Genomic DNA, 22,866 nt, shown 5'->3' with positions numbered 1-22,866 from the left:
GGATCGAAAACCTATTCGCGCGGCGCGTACTTCGCGAGGATACGTTGAAGGGTGCGCCGGTGCATGTTGAGCCGCCGGGCCGTCTCCGAAACGTTGCGCCCGCATTGTTCGAAGATGCGCTGAATATGCTCCCACCGCACCCGGTCCGCCGACATCGGATGATCGGGCGGAGGTGGCAAGGGCCTGCAGCTCACCCGCAGCGCCGCCTCGATCTGGTCGGCGTCGGCGGGCTTGGGCAAATAGTCCAGAGCGCCCGCCTTCACCGCCGCGACGGCGGTCGCAATGTTGCCATAGCCCGTAAGCATCACGATCCGCACGTCGGCGCGCACCTCGCGTAGCGCCTTGACCACGTCGAGCCCGCTTCCCTCCCCGAGGCGCAAGTCGACGACTGCGAAGGCGGGCATCGTTGCGAGTGCCGTTTCGATCCCACTCGCCACGCTGTCGGCCGTCGACACACGGTAGCCCCGCCGCTCCATCGCGCGAGCAAGCCGCGTGCGGAACGGCTCGTCATCGTCGACGATGAGGAGACTCGGCTCTCCCTCCCGCGGTATTGCGAGCGCGGCACCCTGCTCGGGTTCTTCGCTCATGTTCCCCCCTTGCGCTCGTGTGGCGGATTTGAAGTTCCTGTCATTTTGGCGGCATCCGCGTTTGGGAACCTCAAATCCGCCACACTAGGCCGCGCGTTCGACCGTGCTTCGCGTCCAGCGCACCGCGACACTCGCCCCGCCCTCGGGCCGATTGGAGAATTGGAGTTCGCCGCCGGTCCTTGCCAAGAGGTTTTGCGCGATGAAGATGCCGAGGCCCATGTGATGCCCGCCTTGATCGCGGCCCGAGACGTAAGGCTCGCCAATCCGCTCGAGGAGATAGGAGGGAATGCCAGGCCCATCGTCCATGACCTCGACGACGATCTCGCTGAAATCCCAGCGCTGGCGGACGACAACCTCGCTTTTGGCAAACTGGATCGCGTTCTGGATCAGATTGCCGAGCCCGTGCACGATCTCCGGGCTTCGCGACAAGATAGGCTCGGGCGAATCTTCCGGCGCACCGGCAGCAGGTGCTGCGTCGAGGACAAGCTTGATTGCCGGATTGCGGTGCGGCTCGGCCGCGTCCTCGACCAGGGCCGAAAGCGGCATGTTCTCGAAAGGCGAAATCTTGTCGGCTTCGGGTGCCCGCCCGAGTTCGGCGAGGATGTCGCGGCAGCGCATGCTTTGGCTGAGAAGGAGGTCGACGTCCTCGCGCAGAGCGCTTCCCTCGGGGAGATCGCGTGCTAGCTCCTTGCTCGTCACCGCGATTGTCGCAAGCGGGCTTCCAAGCTCGTGTGCCGCGGCGGCGGCAAGCGCACCGAGCGACGCGAGACGCTGCTCGCGCGCAAGTGCTAACTGCGTCGCACCGAGTGCTTCCGACATTCGCCGCGCCTCCTCGCTGACGCTGCCAACATAAGCGCCGATGAACATTGCGCTCAAGAGGATGGCAAGCCAAATTCCCATGACGTAGAGAGAGGGTGGGGCGAACGGACCGTCCGGCCACGGCAGCGGCAGGCGGATGAACGCGAGTGCTGAAACAGAGAGCCCGGTCAGCAGGCCGAGTGCTATCGTGCTCGTGCGCGAGAGCACGGTCGCCGAGACCATGACCGGTGCCAGAATCAGAATCGAAAAGGGATTGGCGAGCCCGCCCGTGAGGCAGAGAAGGACCGTGAGCTGCAGGACGTCGTAGGCGAGATAGAGTGCCGCACCCGCATTCGAAAGCCGCGCGCGCATTCCCCGCCCACGTCCGATAACGAGATTCAGCAGCGCGGACGCTCCGACCACGGCGAGGGCCGGGACGATCGGCAGAGGCATGCCCATTCCGAAATGAACGATGCAAAGCGTCGCCGCCTGTCCGCCGACCGCAATCCACCGGATGAGAACGAGGGTGCGCTGCTTTACAGGGCTTGGAACCCGCATCTCGCGCCGATCCCGAAGTCCTACAAGTTCGGCCATGGCATGAGCGACGGCCATCGTTCCTCTCCTTCGACCGCAGAGCCGGCGAGTTTAGCCCGTATGAAATGCTCAGCCAACCAAGCGGGATTGCCCATCGGCGATAAATCGGCACTTGGCATCGACCGGCACTCGACCCATATTGCCGCGATGCTCGCAACCTCCGCCTCGACGGCCGTGATCCGGGTGACGGCACTCGCCAAGCGCTTTGGCGATGTCATCGCGGTCGACGGCGTGAATTTCATCGTCCCCCCGGGCGAGACGGTAGCCCTTCTTGGCGGGAACGGTGCGGGCAAGACGACAACGCTTTCGATGCTTCTCGGCCTCCTGCTGCCGAGCGAGGGCAGCATTGAGGTCCTCGGTGAGGACATGCTGCGTCACCGCTACCGCGTGCTTCACCGCATCAATTTCTCCTCGCCCTATGTGGAGATGCCGCGGCGGCTGACGCCGCGCGAGAATCTTTCGGTCTACGGCCAGCTTTACGGCCTCGCGCGCGTGCGCGCCCGTGTCGAGGAGATTGCCGAGGAACTGCAGCTCGGCCCGTTCATGAATCGCCCGACGGGTTCACTTTCCGCCGGCCAGCGCAGCCGCATCGCCCTTGCGAAAGCGCTCCTCAACCGGCCGGAGCTGCTGCTGCTCGACGAACTCACTGCCTCGCTCGACCCCGACACCGCGGATTGGGTTCGCAGCTATCTCGAGCGCTACCGTGCTCGCACGGGGGCCACGATCCTGCTCGCCTCGCACAACATGGGAGAGGTCGAGCGCCTTTGTTCCGACGTGCTGATGATGAAATCGGGACGCATCGTCGATCGCGGCTCGCCGGCTGAACTCATCGCGCGATACGGCCGGCACAACCTCGAGGAAGTCTTCCTCGATATCGCGCGCCGACCCGACGAGGTGGCCGCCCAATGACCGCATCCTCGATCGATCGCGAGGTGCGGCTTCGGCGCGAGCCGAGTGCGTTTTCGCTCCGGCGGATGACGGCGATGGTGCTGCGCTATCTTTATCTTCTGAGAGGGTCCTGGCCGCGCATCGCCGAACTCATCTATTGGCCGACGGTGCAGATGATCCTCTGGGGATTGATCAGCCAGTTCTTCGTGACCCACAGCTCCTATGTGGCGCAGGCGGCAGGCATACTCATCGCGGGCGTACTGCTCTGGGACGTCCTTTTCCGCAGCCAGCTCGGTGTTGCCGTATCCTTTCTCGAGGAGGTGTGGGCGCGCAATCTCGGACAGCTCTTCGTCACCCCTCTCCGACCCTACGAGCTGATGCTCTCCCTCGCGGCGATGAGCTTCATCCGCACGATCGTCGGCATCGTGCCGGCAGCACTGCTGTGCATCCCGCTTTATCACTATTCGATCTTCACGATCGGCCTGCCGCTCGTCGCCTTCTTCATCAACCTCATGGTATTCGGCTGGGCCATGGGCCTCATGGTTTCCGGATGCATTTTGCGCTATGGGCTGGGTGCGGAAAGCCTGGCCTGGCTCGCCATCTTCGCGCTCGCACCTATCAGCGGCGTCTACTATCCGATTTCGATATTGCCGGGTTGGCTCCAGCCGATCGCCTGGGCGTTGCCCGCATCCCACGTTTTCGAAGGCATGCGGGCGGTCATGTTCGAACACGTGTTCCGCACGGACCTGCTCATGCAGGCACTTTTGCTCAACGCATTCTATCTCGTCATCGGCGGCGTCGTGTTCCTCGCCTTTTTCCGCGCCGTGCGCCGACGGGGACTCTTGCTTCAGATGGGCGAGTAGGACGCAACCGTCGGCACTCCAGCGAGAGACACGGTTGTGCGCCCACGCCGAGCCCCCTATAACGGGCCCCGGGCGGCGTGCCCGTGTGCGTGGGGGTCGCGATGGCTCGTGTCGATTGGAGCCGATTCGATTGGGCGAGCCTCTGGCGCGGCTGGCTCGACGACATTCGCGCGGCCGCCGGCTTTTTCACGATTCTGCCGCTCGCACCCGGCACGGACGCTGCACCCGACGAAATCGCCCAGGCGATACGTGCCTGGCCTGTCGTCGGCGCTGGCGTCGGCGTTGCAGGGGCCGTCGGCTACGCTTTCGCGGCAGCACTCGGCCTCGCGCCACTTCCCGGTGCCCTGATCGCACTTGCCATCACGGTGGTGCTCACCGGTGCGCTTCATGAGGATGGGCTTGCCGACTTCGCGGATGGCCTCGGTGGACGCGATGAGGCGCGGCGACTTCTGATCATGCAGGACAGCCACATCGGCGTGTTCGGGGCCTTGGCCGTGACATTGAGCGTGGCGTTCCGGGCGTCTTTGCTTGCCCAGCTCACTCCACCCGCGAATGCCGCGGCCGGCCTGATCGCGGCGACCGCAGTCTCACGCGGGCTTGTCCCGCTCATGACGCTGACGTTGGCGCCGGCTCGACGCGAAGGGCTCGGCGCCATGCTCGGCGATCTCCGCCAGGAGACCGTCGCCGCCGCCGCCGTCCTGGCGATCGTCGCGGCATTCCTTCTTCTCGGTGTCGGCCCGGGGCTCGGCGCGCTGGCGTTCGGCCTGGCCGCCGTTTTTTCTGTCGCTGCCCTTGCCCGCAAGCGCCTTGGAGGCTATACGGGCGATGTTCTGGGTGCTGCCCAGCAAACAGCCGAAATGGCCATTCTCGCCGCCGTGACGATTTTCCCATGAACCTGCCTCGCGCGAGGACGAAACGCCGATGACCGTCGTGACTCGATGGTGGTGGATCCGTCATGCGCCGGTGACTGCGGATGGCGGCCGCGTTTACGGACAGACGGACATCGAGTGCGACGTTTCGGATCGCGCGCCCTTCCAAGCCCTCGCGGGAAAGTTGCCGCGCGAGGCGGTGTGGGTTTCGAGCAACCTGAAGCGCGCCTATTTGACCGCAGCCGCGATTCGCGATGCCGGCCTCATCGCACCCGAGCCGATCATTGAGCGGGGTTTAGCCGAGCAGCATTTCGGCGAGTGGCAAGGACAAATCCGTGCCGAAATCTACGCGCGCAATCCCGATTGGCGCGGCTTCTGGCTCACCCCCGCCCACGCCGTACCCCCTGGCGGGGAGAGCTTCGTGCAAGTCATCGCGCGCACGCGCGAGGTCATCGACCGCCTGAACAAGAACCACCGGGGCCGGAGTATCGTCGCGGTTGCGCATGGCGGCACCATTCGCGCGGCCCTCGCTTGCGCGCTGAAGCTGGAGCCCGAAATGGCGCTCGCCTTCACGATCGACAACCTCGCCGTGACGCGACTAGACCACATCGCCCAAGGCCAGGGCGAAGCGTGGCGCGTGGGGGTTGTCAATCTCCCGGCGCGATGATCGACTCGGCGCCGGCTGTAACCAACACGGGATGGTTCCGCGCACGTCACGATGGTAGACTGCGCCGCCGCCGGCGGCGCCTTTCTCGCGCGAACGATTCGCACGTGCGCTGTCGAGCTTGGCATGAAAGGGAGCTTCACTAAATGCTAAAAGTCCTGCGCGCTTTTCCGATCTTCCTGGTCGCATTCATCGGCTTCGCCGCGTCCACACCCGTACGGGCCGACACCGACGCCGAGTCGCTGCTCGAGAGAGCGCGCCTTACCTATGTCTCCATGTACAACGACACCAACTATCCCCAACTGAAGCGCTACATCAATCTCGGCAAAGCCGTGCTGATCTTTCCAGGCCAACTCAAGGCTGCCTTCATCGTCGGCGCTCAAGGTGGCAGCGGCGTCCTTGTCGCGCGCGATATCAACGGTGTTTGGGGATATCCCGCGTTCTATACCGCGGGTGCGGGGAGCCTCGGCCTGCAGATCGGTTTCCAGAGTTCCGAAACGGTCCTTGTGATCATGACGGAGAAGGGGCTCGACGCCATCATCAACAATCAGGTCAAGCTCGGCGCCGACGCGAGTGTCGCGATCGGCCCCGTCGGCATCGGCGCCCAGGGGGCCACGACCACGGCGGTCGGCGCGGATATCGTCGCCTTTTCCCGCAATGAGGGACTCTATGCCGGCGGTTCGATCGATGGCTCCGTCATCGTAAAGCGCGACGACTGGAACAGCGAGTTCTACGGCCCGGGTGCGACCCCACGCGGCATCGTGCTCGAGCAGAAATTCTCGACCCCCAAAGCCGACCGATTCCGTGAATCTCTCCAGAGCACGAAATAGACGCCTCGCTCAACCGATCCCAGCCGCGAATCGGACGAGCGTCAGGGCCGCGACGAGCGCCAAATCGATCAGGCACGCCGCCGCGAAAAGATAGAGCGCTCGATAGACGTCCCCCCATTGCGCGCGCGCACGGCCGTTGCCGATCCAGGGTGCTGCGGCACTCACGCCGTCGACGGCGCGGCGCGGACCGGCGAGTGAAAGATCGAGCGCACCGGCAAACGCGGCGAGCGGCCAGCCGCGATTGAGCGAGGGGTGCTTTCTCGAATCGTTCGCCATCGTGCGCAGGGCCGCCGCCGGCTTCCCTGTGGGTGCAATGCACGCGGCAATGGCGGAGATGGCGCCCGCGAGTCGTGCGGGCAGGAATTGAACGAGATCGTCGAGGCGAAGGGCCGCGAAACCGAAGCGACTCTCCGACGGTCCCCGCACGGCGATTCCGCTAATTGCCGTGGCGCCCAACAGACCGGGCAAGCCAAACAGCAGGTACCAAAAGACGGGGGCTACGACTCGCTCGGCAAATCCAGTCGCCAAAGCCTCGATCGCGATTCGTGCCGCACCGTACCCATCGACGGTGAGCACGTCCCACCCCGGCTCGACGAATGCCGGCAGGATTTTCCGCGCGGTCTCGAGGCCGGAGGAACCGCGCGCAAGCGCACGCGCGACCCCACGCACGCGCACGATCAGGATTCGCTGCCCGACGATTGTCACGACGATGAGAAATTCGAGTGCCGCAGCCCCGTCGTTGCGCCCTGCGGCATATTCGATCGCAAGACCGGCCGCGATCGCGGCCGCCAGGACAAGAAACGCCGCCGCCAGGCCGCGCACCAAGCGCGTGGCCTCGCTCCGACGGCGCCGGTCGAGCCTGCGTGTTAGCCAAATGCCGAATGCGCGCGCCAAACGGACCGGGTTGGGAAGGAGTCTGCCGGCGCCCGGCATGGTCGGCAGGATGGCGTCGGCGATGAGTGCCGCCAGAATCATCAAGCAACGATTGTGGGCGATGGATGCCATCGCCGTGGACAGGACCTCGGACGCCTCCGCCATCGTTCAGGGCAAGAGGGCGGCGGACAGCACGGCCTTGGCCGGCCGCATCAACTGCCGCCCGCCGCCCGCAGCGCGTCAACGACGCGCCTCTGACGGTTCTCTTCGGCGTAGCGAACTGCGGTGGCGCCCGAAAAATCGGTCAGATTGGGATCGGCCTTCGCCGTAAGAAGTAATTGCACGACGTCGAGACTGCCGGCCCGTGCCGCTTTCATCAAGGCAGTGATGCCCTGGCGATTGACGGCGTTCACGTCAGCGTGAGCGGCGATGATGGATCTGACGCATTCGGTGTGGCCGCGCTCGGCGGCGAGCATGAGGGCGGTATTTCCGTCCTTGTCCTTCACGTCCGTCCGCGCTTTGTATTTGAGGACCAGGTCGGCGATCTGGCAGTGGCCGTTCGTGCTCGCGAGCATGAGCACGGTCGACCCCGCCGTGTCGGCGGTGTTGGGACTCGTACCGGCTTCGAGTTCCCGTTGGACAATCCAAGCGCTTCCGGACTGGGTCGCCGCTATGATCGGCGCTGGGCCGTAACTGTTATCGAATTGTTGTGCGGCCGCGGGGCTCGCCGCCACAAGAAGCCCGACAGAGACCATCGTCAGTCGATTCAAGTGCAACATCCGCATGACTCTTCCTTTGTTCCCGGTTCGTTGGCAGGCCGCGATCTTAGCGCAGTTCGCGGCGATTGCAGAGCCCCGTTGCCGACAGGACCGTAGCATTCGACCCGTTCATGGCCTTGTGAGTGGCAAATGGACCCGAAATGCCCTATATGCCAAGGCAGCATTTTGCAACAGCGTCACGCGTTGAAAGACGGCACATGCGCCATGAAGGCAAGAGCGAGATGAAGATAGAAGCCAGGGTTCGGTGGCGCCGTCCTGGCGGGTCGCTCGTGGCGTTGCTTGCCGTCTGCGCATGCACGCCACCGCCCGGATCAAGCTGGACCAAGGAAGGGGGGGTTACCCAGGACGAGCTCAAGCGCGACCAGAAGGCGTGCGTGGCCGAGTCGGGCAACTACGGTTTCCTTTTGGGCCCCAACAGCGGGCCAAGCGGGGCCGCGGATCAGCAGGCCGACATCTATCGCGCCTGCATGGCGCAAAAAGGCTATGGTCCCGCAGCACCGGACACCTCGCCGCCGGCCGGCTCGGACGAGGCGGCGCAATAGGTCCACCAGTACCAAATGCTTCAGCGCAAGATTCCCCCTGCTTCGAGAGAGGCGTTGCTTTAGATCATGGTCGGTTCGAATCGACGCCTTATGCGCGTTTTCTGGGTCGTGGGCATTGTGGTCGCGGGCGTCTTGGTCGGCCTTGGCGTGAGGCTCTACCGCGAGGGGGCGGATTCGTTGAACTTCATCGCGAGCGGCTCAGCGCTCGTGGGCGGCCCCTTCACCCTTGTCGATCAGGACGGCAAGCCGCGCACCGATGCCGAGTTTCGCGGGAGCCTGATGCTGGTCTATTTCGGCTATACCTATTGCCCGGATGTCTGTCCGACGGAGCTTCAAACGATGAGCGACGCGCTTGACGCACTCGGCGACAAGGCGGCGAAGGTCCAACCGATCTTCATAACGGTCGATCCCGAGCGGGACACCCCACCGGTCGTCAAGGACTATGTCAGCCATTTTCACCCGAGATTCATTGCGCTCACGGGAACGCCCAGCCAGGTCGACGCAGCTGAAAAGGCTTATCGGGTCTACGCCGCGAAGGCTCCGTCCAAGAGCGGGGGCAACGACTATCTCATGGACCATACCGGCCTCGTCTATCTCATGGGCCGAAACGGCAAGTACCTTACGAGTTTCACGCCGCAGACAACGCCCCAGCAGATGGCGCAAGCCATCGCCCAACGCCTGTGAGGCGCCACCCCGCGGCGGAGCGTATCCACGAGTTGTCGAAAGATGGCATGCTATGATGTTCCGTTGGACGAATCGGCGAAAAAATGATCTATCAACTTTATGATCTTCAGCGTGCGGCGTGGGCCCCCCTTGGCCTTGCGGCCGCGGCTGCGCGCGGCATGAGCCGGGTCCTTGCCACCTCCTTCGGCGATCATCAGGCCCATCGGGCGGTGGACGCCGCGTGCGAGTTCCTGGATCGCAGCATCCGCCATCCGCGCACCGTCGCCTTCGATGTAAAGCACGCCCTCGTCGCCGGCAATGCAGTCCCCGTCGAGGAACGCGAAGTCGATCGTCGCCCCTTCTGCACGCTCCGCCACTTCGCGCGCATCGCAAAAAGGGATGACCCGAAGGTCCTCGTCGTCGCACCGCTCTCGGGCCATTTCTCGGCGCTGCTCAACGACGCGGTTGAAACGCTGCTGCAGTCCCACGACGTCTATCTGACCGATTGGAGCGATGCGCGCGACGTGCCGGTCGAGGATGGCGCGTTCAGCCTCGACACCTACATCGCCTATCTCATCGATTACGTCCGCTTGCTCGGTCCCGACCTTCATGTCGTCGCATTCAGCCAATCGACGGTGCCGGCCCTCGCCGCGGCGGCCCTTCTCGCCGAGGCGGGCGGCAACGAGGGTCCGCGCAGCTTGACACTCGTCGCCGGCCCCATCGATGCGCGCATCGAAGCGACGCCGGCTCAGGCCTTCGCCGCACGTCAACCACGCACATGGTATGAAACGAGCGTGATCTCGAACGTACCCTTCGGCTACGCCGGCGCGGGCCGGCGCGTGCTGCCGGGATTCGTGCAGCTCGCCGGCTATATTTCCCACGATTTCGATCGCCATCTTAGCGCCCATTGGGACTTCCTCGGCCGCCTCCTTGCAGGCGACGACGATGCCGCCTCGGCGCATCGACGTTTCTACGATCGGTTTTTCTCGGTGCTCGACCTCACGGCCGAGTTCTTTCTCGACACCCTTTCGAATGTATTTCAAAAACACACCCTCGCACGAGGAACCATGCGCTGGCGCGGTACGGCGGTGGATACACGGGCCCTCGCCCGCCCGGCACTCTTGACGATCGAAGGTGGGGCGGACGACGTTTCCGCGCCGGGCCAGACAACGGCTGCCCATTCGCTTTGTCCCAATATTCCCGCATCGCGCCACGCGCATTTTCTCGAGCCCGACGCGGGTCATCTCGGGCTTTTCTACGGCCACCACTGGCGCGAAGCGGTTGCACCCTGCATTCGGGATTTCATTCGCGCGAATCGCTAAAAGGGGAGTCGGTCGATAGTGCCTTTCGCCCGCCATCTGGTATAGTCGGCGCGAACAGGGGTGCGCGATGTGGCCTTTCAAGAAACGGGGAGCGGTCAAGCGCGGATCGGCCGCCGTGAAGCCGGCCCGCAAGGCCGAAAAGGCCCGGGCTCCGCACGTCGTCGGCAGCGTGTCGGTGGGCGAGCGGGCCGTGCCGCTCGTTGCCCGTCAGAGCCGCCGGGCGCGTCGCGTGGCGCTCAACATCGATCCCGTCGAGGATGCCGTCGAGCTCGTTCTCCCGCGAGGGGTCCCGCTCAACGAGGGGTTGCGCTTTGCCGAGCAGAAGGCAGGCTGGATTCAATCCAGGCTTGCGCTACGCCCGCCCAAGGTCGCCTTCGAGCCGGGTGCGATCATTCCCTATCTCGGGATCGATCATGTGATCGAGCATCGGCCGTATGCCCAGGCTGGCGTGTGGCGGGCGGATCGACGGGTTTGCGTCTCCGGCCATGCCGAGTTCACCGCGCGGCGCGTGCGTGACTGGCTCAAGGCTGAAGCGCTCCGCGAATTGACCGAGCGCAGCCACAAGAAAGCCGCCCAATTGCGCCGGCAAGTGAAGCATGTCCGCCTGCGCGACCCCAAGGGCCGATGGGGTAGTTGCGGGCCCGACGGCGCAATCAACTATTCCTGGCGTCTGATCCTCGCACCCGAACTCGTGCTCGATTATGTGGTCGCCCACGAGGTCGCGCACATCGTCCACAACAACCACGGTGTGCGCTTCTGGCGCCTCGTGGCGCGGCTGACGCCCGAGATGGAAGCCTCACGCGAATGGCTCAGCCACCACGGCGACCGCCTCATGAGGTACGGCTGAGGGCCGGCGATTTCCCGCGCAATGATCGGATAGCGCCCATCCCGCCAGGGACCTATCTATGGGGTATCGACATGAATGCGGGAGAAAATGCCGTGTTGAACGATGATCGTTGGCAGGCCGTGCTCGCGGCCGACGCTACCCAGGATGGCGCCTTCGTCTACGCCGTGCGCTCGACGGGTGTCTATTGCCGCCCGTCATGCCCGAGCCGGCGGCCGAAACGTGAGTCCGTGACGTTCTTCGATGTGCCGGAGGCGGCCGAGGGGGCTGGCTTTCGCGCCTGCCGCCGGTGCAACCCTAGGGACACCAACGCCCGCGATCCCCATCTCGAAGCGGTTCGTGCTGCTTGTCGGTACCTCGAAAGTCGCGACGAAGGGGCCGTGACCCTCGCCGAACTTGGGGACGCCGTAGGCCTCAGCCCGCACCACCTTCAGCGCGTCTTCACGCGCGTGATGGGAATCAGCCCACGGGCCTATGCGGACGCGCGCCGGCTCAGCCGTGTCAAATCGCTTCTCAAGGCGGGCGATGACGTGACGGGAGCGCTCTACGAGGCGGGCTACGGCTCATCGAGCCGGCTTTATGAGCGGGCCGACGAACAGCTCGGCATGACGCCCGCGACATACCGGCGCGGCGGGGAGGGGGTACATATCCGCTACACGATCGCGGACAGCCCGCTCGGGCGCATCCTCGTGGCAGCCACGCGCAAAGGAGTTTGCATGGTGAGTCTCGGCGACCATGACGCTCATCTCGAGCACGAGCTTCGCCACGACTTTCCGACGGCCGAGATTGCGCGCGACGACAAAGCGCTCGGCGCATGGGTGAAGGCGCTGCTGCGCCATCTCGACGGCAAGGCGCCGCACATCGACTTGCCGCTCGACGTGCGCGCGACCGCTTTTCAGCGCAAGGTGTGGCAAGCGCTTCGCGAGATCCCCTATGGCGAGCACCGCACATATAAGGAGATCGCGGCGGCACTTGGCATACCGAACGCAGCCCGCGCCGTCGGACGGGCCTGTGCGACGAATCCCGTCTCGCTCATCGTCCCGTGCCACCGCGCCGTCGGATCGAGCGGCGACTTGACAGGGTATCGCTGGGGTGTTGCGCGCAAGAAAGCGCTCTTGGCCCAGGAGCGAGCGAATGCGGATCGAGCGTCGGTGCGCCATGACGAACGGGCTCGCCGGAGCGCCTGAGCGCCGGTCCATGCGCATCGAGCATCGAGGAAAGCGGCCCAAGATCGATCCGAGCGCCTGGGTGGCACCCAATGCGACGATCAGCGGTGAAGTCTCGATCGGACCCGATGCGCGGATCCTCTATGGTGCTGTCCTCACCGCCGAAGGCGGGCCGGTGACCGTCGGCGCGCATGTCATCGTCATGGAGAACGCGGTCATCCGGGGCACGCGCCGCCACCCGACCCGGATCGGCAGCCACGTGCTGGTGGGCCCGCGCGCTTACCTAACCGGATGCACGGTCGAGGATTGTGCGTTCATCGCGACGGGTGCTTCGATCTTCAACGGGGCCGTCATCGGGACACGCGCCGAGATCCGCATCAATGGCACCGTGCATGTGAACTCGCACCTGGCCGAGGGCGCGACGGTGCCGATCGGCTGGGTCGCGGTCGGCAATCCCGCGGAAATCCTCCCACCGGATGCGCATGACAGGATCTGGGCCATGCAAAAGACCCTGGATTTTCCCGGCACCGTGTTCGGTCTCGCGCGTGTAGCACCCGGCGAGACGATGATGCACGAGCTCACGCGCCGCTACGCCAAAGCGCTCCTCCGACATCGCGACGACCGGATTCTCGACGACGAGTGACGAGACGAGCGCCTCTATACCATTGCCTACGCGCCAGAAGGTGCGCGGCCGCGGTCACGGCCAATACCAGGGGCGGGAACCAAAGACTCCTGCCGCCGGTGTTACTTCTCGATCTTCGTGTAGTTCCTGGTGATTCCGGGCACAGCATTCGTTTCTACGGATGGGTGGGATTTCGATGTGCCCAGCAACGATTGAAGTACCGATTCGATGACGGTGGGCGGTTCCGGGAATTCGCGGGGTGGGGTGTCCTTGAGTGCGGCTATCATGAAATTGCGCCAGATCTGCGCGGGCACGGTTCCGCCAGTGACCTTTTTCATGGGCGAATGATCGTCATTGCCGACCCAGACGCCGCAGATGAGGTCGGGCGTGAAGCCCATGAACCAGGCGTCGCGGTAGTCTTGCGTCGTACCGGTCTTGCCCGCTGCGGGCCGGCCGATCGCAGCCGATTTGCCGGTTCCCATCGTTATGACGGCCGACATCATGTCGACCATCGTTGCGGCTTGTCGCGCGGTCATCAACGCGCCCGGGCCGGAGCCGGCACGGCGATAGAGGATGCGGCCGTCGCGGTCGTCGATTTCGACGATACCGTAGGGCCAGGTGCCCTTGCCTCCTTCCGCGAAGCCGCCATAGGCCGCCGTGAGTTCGAGGAGCGTCACTTCGCTCGTGCCGAGTGCAATGCTCGTGTCCTTGCGCAGATCGGCCGTGATGCCGAGGCGGTGCGCCACGTCGATGACATGGCCGATGCCGACCTTTTCGGCGAGCTGCGCCGTCACCGAGTTGAGCGAGCGTGCCAGCGCCTCCTTGAGCGTTACGCGCCCATAATACTTGTCGTTGTAATTGTTGGGGCTCCATCCGCCGATCGTGATCGGCGCGTCATCGAACACGCTGTCTTCGCCGTAGCCCGCTTCCAGGCCCGCGAGGTAGACGAACGGCTTGAACGACGATCCCGGTTGGCGAAGCGCCTGGGTGGCGCGGTCGAACTGGCTTTGTCGATAGTCGCGTCCGCCGACGAGCGCCTTGATTGCACCGTCCGGACCCAGTGCTACAAGCGCACCTTGCTCGATGTCGAGCTTCTCGCCTTCCTTCTCGAGAACACCGTTGATCGCATCCTCGGCGAGCTGCTGAAGCTTCGGATCGAGCGTTGTCTTCACGACGATGTCCCGCTCGATATAGCCGAGGACGTCGCGCACCTGATCCAACGTCCAGTCCGCGAAATAGCGCCCCCGCCAGGCAGCGACGGAGGCAGGCTTGAGGGTCGTGCGTTCCTGCGACGCGGCCGCCGCCTTCTCGGGCGTGACATAGCCCGCATCGACCATGTTGGCCAGCACTTGGCCGGCGCGCTGTGCGGTCAGGTCCGGATCGTTCGCGGGGTTGAACTTGGAGGGTGCTTTCAGCAGGCCGGCGAGCACGGCGGATTCGTATAGGGTAACCTCGCGCGCCGACTTGTTGAAGTATTTGCGCGCCGCGGCCTCGACGCCGTAGGCGCCGTTACCGAGATAGACGCGGTTGAGATAGATCGTGAGAATCTGGTCCTTGGTGAACTTGTGCTCGAGCCAAAGTGCGAGCAGCACCTCCTGGACCTTCCGCTTGATCGAGCGTTCGGAGGTGAGGAAAAGGTTCTTCGCGAGTTGCTGGGTGATGGTGCTCCCGCCCTGGCGGAGCTGGTGGGTCCGCAGATCCTCGATGAGCGCACGCATGATGCCGAAGGGGTCGACGCCGAAATGATCGTAAAAGCGCCGGTCCTCGGTCGCGATCACGGCCTCGGGTAAATAGGGCGGCATTTCCTTGACTGGAACGATGTCCTCATAAAGATCGCCGAAGCTTGCGAAACTCTGGCCGTCCGCACCGACTAGTGTCACGCTCGGCCGGCGCGTGAGGGCCGCAAAATTGCCCACATCCGGTAGGTCGTAGGCGTAATAGGCGACGATCCCGAGCAAAGCAACGGCACCCCAAATAGCGAAGGTCAGAAGCCAGCGGAACGCCCAACCGAGTCGCGGGTGGCTTTTCTTCGCCCGCGGGCTCGTGCGTTTTTCGCGCACATTCGCCGCTCTCACTGGTTTCTCGGATCTCACCGGTCTCCGCGGCGGCATCGCGTCCTCATCGGGTTCGTTTGGCACCACGCGACGATCCGACGCCGTGCCCGCGACGATCGAAATTTCAGGATCCTTTCGCGCGGCCGAGTCGCTTTTCTTGGGAGGCGCACGGTCGAGATCGGCCGACTCGACGTCAAGCCGCTCGCCGCGCAAGCCGACGTCGGCAACCTGCGGCTTTTTCCTTCGAGAAAACTCGGGCTCGACTCGCTTATTCGGTGACTCCCGCGCCATGGCGCCCTGTTTAGGCGAAGCTTCCCCAAAACGCTACCGAATCATGGTGAGACAAAATTGAGGCGGGAACGTGGCGCGCGCCCGCATCGTGCGAGGATTCAGCGACTTACGATCAATCGGCCACCATCATATCCGACGCCTTCTCGGCGATCATGATGGCGGCGGCGTTCGTGTTGCCGGAAACCACGGAGGGTGCGATCGAGAAGTCGGCCACGCGCAAACCGTCAAGGCGATGCACCTTGAGCCGATGATCGACGACGGCACCCGCATCCTCGCCCATTCGACAGGTCGAACTCGGGTGATAAATCGTCGAGGCGTTTTGCCGGCAATAATCCAGGAGGGCCGCATCGGCCTGAATCGAGGGGCCGGGCAGATATTCTGCCTCGACAAAGCGGCCGAGGGCCGGCGTCGCGGCAAGCCTGCGCAGTAGCTTGAGACCCTCTACATGAACGCGCCGGTCCCGTTCGGTGCCGAGGAAATTCGCGAGGATCGAGGGCGGCATGGCCGGATCGGGCGAGACCGCCATCACCTCGCCGCGACTCTCGGGCTGAAGCTGGCAGACCGACATGGTGAAGGCCGAGAAAGGATGAAGCGCCATTCCCATCTTGTCGAGGCTGAAGAGGACGAGATGGCATTGCATGTCCGGTCGCGCGTCGCACGCGACACTCGTGCGGAAGAATCCACCGGCGTAACCGGCGCCGATGGTAAGCGGACCCTTGCGGAAAAGCAGAAAGCGCAATCCCATCCCCAGCTTGCGCCAAAGCGTCGCCACGTCGTCGTTGAGCGTGATCGGCTCGACGCACCGAAATATGATTCGCGTCTGCAGATGATCCTGATAGTTGCGCCCGACTCCCTCATGGGCGAGTACCGTCGGGATGCCGAGCCTTTGCAGGAGCGCGCCCGGACCCACGCCGGAGAGCTGCAGAAGTTGTGGCGAGTTGAACGCACCACCCGCGAGGACGATCTCGCGCCGGGCGGCAACAGTGCGATCATGGCCGCGTTGGCGATAGCACACGCCGACGGCGCGCCTTCCTTCGAAAAGGATTCGCGTGGCGAGGGCCTCGGTCAAGACACGTAGGTTGGCGCGCTTGAGCGCCGGCTTGAGATAGGCCTTGGCGGCACTGCAGCGCAGGCCGTTTCGCGCGGTGAACTGGAAATAGCCCGCGCCCTCTTGGGATGCGCCGTTGAAATCGTCATTACGCGGGATTTGAAGCTGCCCGGCCCCTTCGATGAACGCGTCGCAAATCGGATGCGGCTGCGACGGATCGGTAACCGAGAGGGGACCGCCCGTCCCGTGCCATGTATCCGCACCTCGCGCCTGGTCTTCGGCACGCTTGAAGTAGGGCAGCACATCGTCGAAGCCCCAACCTGGATTGCCCGCATTGCGCCAGCCGTCGAAATCCTCGCGTTGGCCCCGCACATAGACGAGGCCGTTTATCGAGCTCGACCCGCCGAGCACTTTGCCGCGGGGGTTGTAGATGATGCGGTTATTAAGGTGCGGTTCCGGGTCGGATCGATAGGCCCAATTCGTGCGCAGGTCGGTGAAGAGCTTTCCATAGCCGAGTGGAATGTGAATCCAGGGATTCGTATCCCGAGGGCCGGCTTCGAGCAGCAGGACGCGGTTTCGTCCGCTCTCGGTCAACCGATTCGCGAGCACGCACCCCGCGGAGCCGGCGCCGACGATGACATAATCGTAGCTTTCGGCGTCTGGGATCATCGACGCACCCGCTCGACTGGCGCCTGGGCCTCGAAGACTTCGGTTCGAGCATCGCTCCGTTCGTAACCGCGCGTCATCAGAACTTGCCCACGCGTGAGGCGATTGCGGGCTGGGAGCGGGCGCGTGCATAGACAACCAGGTCGGTCAAGCGCTGCCATACCTTGTCCGGCGGATATTCCGCGTCCTTGTAACGCGCACTCGTCCCGGCAGCGAACATCACCGGGGAATTCGGTTCGTCGTAAACGCATTGGACCTCATGGTCGTCCGGATCGCTGGCCGGATAGGATTGGATGCACTTGAAGATGTAAGGCTGGCCATCCATGAGCCGGCTAATCGAAAAAGGCCTGAAGCGAGTCGTCTGCGCTAGCTCGGCCCCGACATTCGCCGCGAAATCCGTGTAGGCCGCGCGTGCCGCCTCGGCACTCGCATAGACCCGAAAGCTGAACCAATGAGCACCCTCCGGGTGAGAAACGCTCACCTTGAGTTCGTGGGCGGGACGGCCTGCCGTCGAGTCGAGATCTTTCGCCACGGCCGTTGGTGCTGAAAAACCTTCGGGCAAATCCTTCTGTTGAACCTTCGTCTTAATGAGGGCTGCCCAAATTTCCTCGGGTGTCGTCGGGGTCGCCGGTGCATTGGTCTGCGGTTCCGACGCGGCGGGTGTTGCGGCCTGCGGTGGCGTTGGGGGCGTTGCAGGGGCGTTCGCAATCGCCTCGAGCTTGGCGAGGTTTTCCTTGGCCTCGGCATTGCCCGCGGCGGCGGCCTTTTCGTACAACGACCGGGCCATCTGGAGGTCTTGCGGGACACCGAGACCCACCGCGAACAAAAAGCCGAGATTGTTCTGCGCGTCGGGGAAGCCTTGGTCCGCGGCGGCCTTGTACCAGAGTGCCGCTTCGGTGTAGTTGCGCTCAACCCCGCGGCCCTTCGTGAGGAGCAGGCCAAGCCGATATTGCGAAAGCGCATCGCCAAGCTCCGCCCCTCGGCGGTAAAAGTGCGCTGCCTCGCCTTCGTCCGCCGCGAGCCCCTCGTCTTCCTCGTAAATGACCCCGAGTGCCGCATCGGCCGGAGCAAAATCCTTGGACGCGGCACGGCTGAACCACACGACGGCGGCCTTTACGTCCTTGCGCGTCCCGTCGCCGAGCCAGTATTTCATGCCGAGCCCGTAGGCGGCGGCGGGATCGCCCCTTTGAGCGCCATTCGTAAGCTGCTCGATCGTGGCGTTGGCCCAGGGCGACGACGGGTTCGCCCCACCTTGAGCGACCGCGTCGTTCGACGCCAGCACGGCGCATGCCGCAAGAATAACGATAAGGCTTTTCACGGGCCGCAGTTTACGCTGCTCGGCGAGGAGGGAGAACCCTTTGTCGATACCGAGACGGCAAAACGCGTGTCGCTGCCGCCGGGGCTCCGACTATTTGCCTGTGCGCGGCACACGGCCCTCGATCGGGTATTGGGGATCGTTGTAGCCGGGGGTCGAGGGGTGCCCGGCCGTCACCAGCCTGTCGACAAGAGCTTCGTCCTCCACCGTGAAGCGATGCGCAAAGGCGCCGAGATTGTCCTCGAACTGTGCCAAGGTGCGGGGACCCGCGATCACGGACGTGACGAGTGCGTTGTTGAGAACCCAATTCAGCGCGAATTGCCCCGCGGTCATGCCGCGCTTTTCCGCATGCCCCCTTAATTCCTGCGCAATCGCCAGCGACTCGGCTCGCCATTCGGTTTCGAGCATCCGTTTGTCGTTGCGCCCGGCGCGCGTGTCGGGCGGGGGTGCTGCGTCGGCGGTGTACTTGCCCGTGAGCACGCCGCGCGCAAGCGGGCTATAGGGGACGACGCCCAGCCCATAGAAGGCGGAGGCCGGGAGGAGCTCGACTTCCGGCATCCTGTTCATGGCGTTGTAATAGGGTTGGTTGACGATCGGGCGGTCGATGCCGAGCCGGTCGCAGATGTTGCAGACCTCCGCAAGACGCCAGGACCGGAAATTCGAGACGCCGAAATGCAGCACCTTGCCGCAGCCGATCATGTCGGCCACCGCACTCACCGTCGTCTCGAGCGGCGCATCGTGATCCTCGCGGTGGAGGTAAAGGATGTCGATGTAGTCCGTATCCAAGCGGCGCAAGCTGTTCTCGACCGCCTCACGCAGCCATTTGCGCGAGAGGCCCCGCTGATTGGGGCCCGGTCCCATGATGTTGGCCGCTTTGGTCGCGACGACCCAAGCATCGCGCTCGGACTTGATCGCGCGGCCCACGATCTCCTCGGCCTTGCCCGCGTTGTATTGGTCGGCGGTGTCGATGAAATTGACGCCCGCATCGCGGGCCGTCGAAACGATCCGCCGACTGCTCTCTTCGTCGGTCGCACCGCCGAACATCATCGTGCCAAGGCAAAGGGGAGACACCCTTATTCCGCTCTTGCCGAGCGTGCGATATTGCATCGTCGTCGCCATCGCCATCGATCCCATGCTGTCGTTTTATTGAAGCCGGCGGTCGCGCATACGAAGCGTAACTAGCGGCGTTTCATTTCCGCCTCGTAGCGCGCCTTCGTCTCGGCATCGGGCGGGTAGAGCCCGGGAAGCTTTTCGCCGGATTCGACCCGGCGCATGATCCAGCCCTCGAGCCGCTCCTGCTCTATACCGAGCTTCGCGACTTCGTCGATGAACGCCGCTGGGATCACGACCGCACCGTCATCGTCGGCGACGATCGCATCGTCCGGGAAGACCGCCACACCCCCGCAACCGATCGGCTCCTGCCACCCGACAAACGTCAAGGCCGCGACCGATGGGGGTGCTGCATTGCCTCGGCACCAGACCGGAAAGCCCGTCGCGAGGATGCCTGCGCGATCGCGCACCACGCCGTCGATGACGAGTGCGGCGACATCGCGCTTATTCAATCGCGCGCACAGGATGTCGCCGAAGATACCGGCATCAAGCACGCCCATCGCGTCGGCGACGACCACGCAGCCCGCCGGCATCGTCTCGATCGCTGCCCGCGTCGAACGGGGCGAAGACCAGGACTCGGGCGTCGCCAAATCCTCGCGCGCCGGCACGAAGCGCAAGGTGAAGGCGGGTCCGACCACCCGCGGCTGGCCTGGTGTCATCGGGTGCGTGCCGCGCAGCCAGACGTTGCGCAGGCCCTTCTTGAGGAGAATTGTCGTGATCGTCGCGGTCGTGACCTTGGAAAGGGTGTCGATTGTCGACTTGTCGAGCGGCATCGCGGTTTGCCTCGTGATTGACATGCCAAGGATTGGGCGTCGGCTCTTTGGCGGCTGAGCTTACTGGGACTCTGCCGCGGGCGATAGGGCCGAGCGCAGCCAAATTCCGACCGCAGTAAACGGAGGTACTTACTTGACAAAATCAAGCATATTGTTGACTCTGTCAATTATCTGAGGGCATGCCAAGCGAGGGCGACCGTCATGGCTGCAAGGGATCTCGAGGTGCGCGTCGAGGCCGTCCGGCGCTTCAACCGATTCTATACGCGAAAGATCGGCGTGCTCCATGAGGGCCTGCTGCAATCGCCGTTCTCGCTTGCCGAAATGCGGGTCCTTTACGAGCTGGCCCATCGCGAACAACCGACGGCGGGCGAACTCGTGCGGGATCTTGGGCTCGATCCCGGCTATATGAGCCGCATTCTCGCCCGGTTCGCGAAGGACGGTCTCGTCGAAAAGGTGCTCTCCGGGACCGACGGGCGGCGGAACCTGCTCCGCCTCACCGATGAAGGACGCCGGACCTTCGCTCCCCTCAACGCGCGTGCACGCGAGGAGGTCGGCGCCATCCTCACCGGGCATTCGCCGGACGAGCAGGACCGCTTGGTCGCGGCAATGGCGACGATCGAAGGGCTTCTTGGCGTCAGGCCGGAAGGCGACCCGCCCTACCTTCTCCGGCCGCACCGGCCGGGCGATATCGGCTGGGTCGTCGCCCTTCACGGTACCGTCTACGCGCGGGAGTACGGTTGGGACGATACTTTCGAGGCGCTAGTCGCCGAGATCGGCGCCAAGTTCCTGCGAAATTTCGATCTCAAGCGCGAGCGTTGTTGGATCGCAGAGCGGAACGGCGAAAAAGTCGGTTCCGTATTCCTGGTGAAACAAACGGAGTCGAGCGCCAAGCTTCGCCTCCTGATCGTCGACCCCAAGGCGCGGGGCCTCGGCATCGGTGGGCATCTCGTGCGCGAATGCATCGATTTCGCGGGCATGGCGGGTTATCGGAAGTTGACCTTGTGGACCAACAGTGTGCTCGACGCCGCCCGTCGGATTTATGAGGCGGCCGGTTTCAACCTTGTGCGCGAAGAGCCGCACACGAGCTTCGGCCACGACCTCGTGGGACAATATTGGGAGCTGAAATTGTGATGGCCGCGGCCTTTGTTCATTCGCCGGCCACCGCGCTCGCCCGGCGCACGGCTCGGCGCCGTACCTGCATGACGGTGGGGGCCGCGAGGGCAAACGCCAAGGCGACGATGAGAAAGACGGCATGGGGGGAGTGATTGTCGATCAGCGCACCGAAGACGAGGGGTGCGGTCGACGAGCCGAGATCGAAGCCCGAGTAGACGAAGCCGAAGACGCTGCCCATCCCGGCGCCAACAGCAGCACGGCGGATCAATAAATCGCGCGAGGGTGCGGTCAGCCCGTTCGCCAACCCGGCGGCGACAAGGACCGGCACCACGACCGGCGGGAAGGTCGCGAGTGCGACGACGACGAGCACCATCGCACTTGCCACGATCATTCCCCCCATCGCCACGCGATGATGGTTTTGCGTGCGGTCGGCGAGGAAGCCGCCAAGGATCAGCCCAAAGGAATTGCCGATGAGATATGCGGTGAGTCCGAGGGTTGCGACACTCAGCGTGAGGCCGAAGCCTGACGTAAGCGCTGCGATGGAAAAGGTCTGAATGCCGGTCCCGCCGAACGCGGTCAAAGCGAAGTAGGCAAAGGCGAGAATGACGACGGGCGAACCGATGATCTCGAGATAGCGCGTTGAACGGGGCGCTCCGCCCGCATGCGGTGCCGCTGCGCGCTTCGTTTCGTAAACGAGGAATGTGTTGTTCCAATTCAAGACGGCCGCGACGACGAGCCCCACCACGCCGACGATGACGAGCGCCATGCGCCAGCTGCCCACTTCAGCCATGAACGTCATCGCGACTGGGGCGGTGGCGAAGCCGAGTTGCCCGGAAATGCCGTGAAGGGCGAAGGCGCGCCCCACCCGGCGCTCGCTCACCCTATGGCTGAGGATCGAAAGGTCCGCGGGGTGGAATACGCTGTTGCCGAGCCCGGCGATCAAGGCGAGCGGGAGGAACATCCAATAGGAGGTCACCAATCCCGTAAGTGCCACTGCAATCGAGAGAGTCGTGAGACCGGCCACGAGAAGGCGATGGGCGCCATAGCGATCGACGAGAACGCCGGCTGCCGCCTGACCGAAGCCCGATGCAACGTAGAAGAGGGTCACAATCAGGCCGAGCTCGGTATAGCCCACGCCGAATTCAGCATGAAGAATCGGAAAGAGCGGAGCCAGCGCCAATTGGAGCAAATGGCTTGAAAAATGCGCCGACCCGACCAGCGCCATCACGGTTCCGTCGTTGCGTCCCGCCTCTTGCGATGCGACTGCCGACATCTTCACGATCCTCTGCCCGACAAATTGCGGCGGATTGTAACAGGCGGAAAAGGATAATGCCGAGTGCTGATAAGGATAGTGCCGAGAGAGAATGGAATAGCTGCTATGCTGGATCGAGCCGGCGGCCGTTTCTTGCCGCCTCTTTGCGTGGCGCAAAAGAAGGCGCGCAAAGCGCGCCGGCGGCCGTTTCCGGCCGCCGCTTTGCGTGGCGCAAAAGAAGGCGCGCAAAGCGCGCCGGCGGCCGTTTCCGGCCGCCGCTTTGCGTGGCGCAAAAGAAGGCGCGCAAAGCGCGCCGGCGGCCGTTTCCGGCCGCCGCTTT

At 64.2% G+C, this 22,866-nt stretch carries 23 protein-coding genes; 12 read left to right on the top strand and 11 right to left on the bottom strand.

Annotation, left to right across the window (positions count from 1 at the left end; all coding sequences use genetic code 11):
* Positions 1–11: 11 nt before the first annotated feature.
* Together VEJ16_04130 and VEJ16_04125 are read right to left on the bottom strand one after the other, a co-directional pair.
* On the bottom strand, positions 12–587 hold the full coding sequence (locus VEJ16_04130) for an ActR/PrrA/RegA family redox response regulator transcription factor (protein HYB08835.1): 576 nt from the start codon (positions 585–587) through the stop codon (positions 12–14).
* Positions 588–671: 84 nt separating this feature from the next.
* A complete protein-coding gene (locus VEJ16_04125) occupies positions 672–1,997 on the bottom strand; it encodes an ActS/PrrB/RegB family redox-sensitive histidine kinase (GenBank protein ID HYB08834.1) in 1,326 nt (441 codons plus the stop codon).
* A 129-nt stretch (positions 1,998–2,126) separates the two neighbouring features.
* On the opposite strand from VEJ16_04125, the gene VEJ16_04120 reads away from it, so the two are divergent.
* The 5 genes from VEJ16_04120 (at position 2,127) to VEJ16_04100 (ending at position 6,093) form a co-directional block, all read left to right on the top strand.
* Positions 2,127–2,888, top strand: a complete 762-nt coding sequence (locus tag VEJ16_04120) for an ABC transporter ATP-binding protein (protein ID HYB08833.1) — start codon at positions 2,127–2,129, stop codon at positions 2,886–2,888.
* Positions 2,885–3,730 carry an ABC transporter permease gene (locus tag VEJ16_04115; GenBank protein HYB08832.1) on the top strand — a complete coding sequence of 282 codons (846 nt, stop codon included), beginning with the start codon at positions 2,885–2,887 and terminating at the stop codon, positions 3,728–3,730. Before VEJ16_04120 ends, VEJ16_04115 begins: the two co-directional genes overlap by 4 nt.
* Positions 3,731–3,831: 101 nt before the next feature.
* Positions 3,832–4,623, top strand: a complete 792-nt coding sequence (cobS, locus tag VEJ16_04110; protein ID HYB08831.1) for an adenosylcobinamide-GDP ribazoletransferase — start codon at positions 3,832–3,834, stop codon at positions 4,621–4,623.
* A gap of 28 nt (positions 4,624–4,651) precedes the next feature.
* Positions 4,652–5,266 carry a histidine phosphatase family protein gene (locus tag VEJ16_04105; protein ID HYB08830.1) on the top strand — a complete coding sequence of 205 codons (615 nt, stop codon included), beginning with the start codon at positions 4,652–4,654 and terminating at the stop codon, positions 5,264–5,266.
* Between the two features lie 143 nt (positions 5,267–5,409).
* The gene (locus VEJ16_04100; protein HYB08829.1) at positions 5,410–6,093 is read left to right on the top strand and encodes a lipid-binding SYLF domain-containing protein; all 684 of its coding nucleotides are present in this window, start codon (positions 5,410–5,412) and stop codon (positions 6,091–6,093) included.
* A 9-nt stretch (positions 6,094–6,102) separates the two neighbouring features.
* On the opposite strand, the gene VEJ16_04095 is transcribed toward VEJ16_04100, so the two are convergent.
* Positions 6,103–7,131 carry a cobalamin biosynthesis protein gene (locus tag VEJ16_04095; protein HYB08828.1) on the bottom strand — a complete coding sequence of 343 codons (1,029 nt, stop codon included), beginning with the start codon at positions 7,129–7,131 and terminating at the stop codon, positions 6,103–6,105.
* A gap of 47 nt (positions 7,132–7,178) precedes the next feature.
* On the bottom strand, positions 7,179–7,736 hold the full coding sequence (locus tag VEJ16_04090) for an ankyrin repeat domain-containing protein (protein ID HYB08827.1): 558 nt from the start codon (positions 7,734–7,736) through the stop codon (positions 7,179–7,181).
* A 230-nt stretch (positions 7,737–7,966) separates the two neighbouring features.
* Between VEJ16_04090 and VEJ16_04085 the strand changes: the two genes are divergently transcribed.
* The 6 genes from VEJ16_04085 (at position 7,967) to VEJ16_04060 (ending at position 12,925) form a co-directional block, all read left to right on the top strand.
* The gene (locus VEJ16_04085; GenBank protein HYB08826.1) at positions 7,967–8,287 is read left to right on the top strand and encodes a hypothetical protein; all 321 of its coding nucleotides are present in this window, start codon (positions 7,967–7,969) and stop codon (positions 8,285–8,287) included.
* 90 nt (positions 8,288–8,377) lie between these two features.
* Complete coding sequence (locus tag VEJ16_04080; protein HYB08825.1) at positions 8,378–8,971, top strand: SCO family protein; 594 nt, start codon at positions 8,378–8,380, stop codon at positions 8,969–8,971.
* Positions 8,972–9,054: 83 nt separating this feature from the next.
* Complete coding sequence (phaZ, locus tag VEJ16_04075; GenBank protein ID HYB08824.1) at positions 9,055–10,272, top strand: polyhydroxyalkanoate depolymerase; 1,218 nt, start codon at positions 9,055–9,057, stop codon at positions 10,270–10,272.
* 67 nt (positions 10,273–10,339) lie between these two features.
* Positions 10,340–11,119, top strand: a complete 780-nt coding sequence (locus VEJ16_04070; protein HYB08823.1) for a SprT family zinc-dependent metalloprotease — start codon at positions 10,340–10,342, stop codon at positions 11,117–11,119.
* Positions 11,077–12,303 carry a bifunctional DNA-binding transcriptional regulator/O6-methylguanine-DNA methyltransferase Ada gene (gene ada / locus VEJ16_04065; protein HYB08822.1) on the top strand — a complete coding sequence of 409 codons (1,227 nt, stop codon included), beginning with the start codon at positions 11,077–11,079 and terminating at the stop codon, positions 12,301–12,303. Before VEJ16_04070 ends, ada begins: the two co-directional genes overlap by 43 nt.
* Entirely contained in the window at positions 12,251–12,925 is a 675-nt protein-coding gene (locus VEJ16_04060) for a gamma carbonic anhydrase family protein (protein HYB08821.1), read from the top strand. The genes ada and VEJ16_04060 overlap by 53 nt, the downstream gene beginning before the upstream one ends.
* A gap of 101 nt (positions 12,926–13,026) precedes the next feature.
* Here VEJ16_04060 and VEJ16_04055 read toward each other — a convergent pair whose 3' ends face one another.
* The 5 genes from VEJ16_04055 to VEJ16_04035 all read right to left on the bottom strand — a co-directional run bounded on the left by VEJ16_04055 (position 13,027) and on the right by VEJ16_04035 (position 20,161).
* Complete coding sequence (locus VEJ16_04055) at positions 13,027–14,979, bottom strand: PBP1A family penicillin-binding protein (protein ID HYB08820.1); 1,953 nt, start codon at positions 14,977–14,979, stop codon at positions 13,027–13,029.
* Between the two features lie 382 nt (positions 14,980–15,361).
* The gene (locus VEJ16_04050; GenBank protein HYB08819.1) at positions 15,362–16,966 is read right to left on the bottom strand and encodes a choline dehydrogenase; all 1,605 of its coding nucleotides are present in this window, start codon (positions 16,964–16,966) and stop codon (positions 15,362–15,364) included.
* 76 nt (positions 16,967–17,042) lie between these two features.
* Complete coding sequence (locus VEJ16_04045; GenBank protein HYB08818.1) at positions 17,043–18,281, bottom strand: tetratricopeptide repeat protein; 1,239 nt, start codon at positions 18,279–18,281, stop codon at positions 17,043–17,045.
* 90 nt (positions 18,282–18,371) lie between these two features.
* Entirely contained in the window at positions 18,372–19,385 is a 1,014-nt protein-coding gene (locus VEJ16_04040) for an aldo/keto reductase (GenBank protein ID HYB08817.1), read from the bottom strand.
* Positions 19,386–19,456: 71 nt separating this feature from the next.
* Positions 19,457–20,161 (bottom strand): ribonuclease activity regulator RraA, encoded by a 705-nt coding sequence (locus tag VEJ16_04035; protein HYB08816.1) that lies wholly within the window; start codon positions 20,159–20,161, stop codon positions 19,457–19,459.
* A gap of 201 nt (positions 20,162–20,362) precedes the next feature.
* Between VEJ16_04035 and VEJ16_04030 the strand changes: the two genes are divergently transcribed.
* Positions 20,363–21,292, top strand: a complete 930-nt coding sequence (locus VEJ16_04030; GenBank protein ID HYB08815.1) for a bifunctional helix-turn-helix transcriptional regulator/GNAT family N-acetyltransferase — start codon at positions 20,363–20,365, stop codon at positions 21,290–21,292.
* Positions 21,293–21,308: 16 nt separating this feature from the next.
* On the opposite strand, the gene VEJ16_04025 is transcribed toward VEJ16_04030, so the two are convergent.
* Together VEJ16_04025 and VEJ16_04020 are read right to left on the bottom strand one after the other, a co-directional pair.
* Positions 21,309–22,547, bottom strand: a complete 1,239-nt coding sequence (locus VEJ16_04025; protein HYB08814.1) for an MFS transporter — start codon at positions 22,545–22,547, stop codon at positions 21,309–21,311.
* Positions 22,548–22,650: 103 nt separating this feature from the next.
* Positions 22,651–22,866: hypothetical protein (locus tag VEJ16_04020; GenBank protein HYB08813.1), on the bottom strand; the 216-nt coding region annotated here is incomplete at its 5' end.

This window comes from Alphaproteobacteria bacterium (assembly GCA_035625915.1).
Classification (GTDB): Bacteria; Pseudomonadota; Alphaproteobacteria; order JACZXZ01; family JACZXZ01; genus DATDHA01.
The sequence above is the reverse complement of the archived record's forward strand: the minus strand, read 5'-3'. Positions and strand labels throughout refer to the sequence as shown.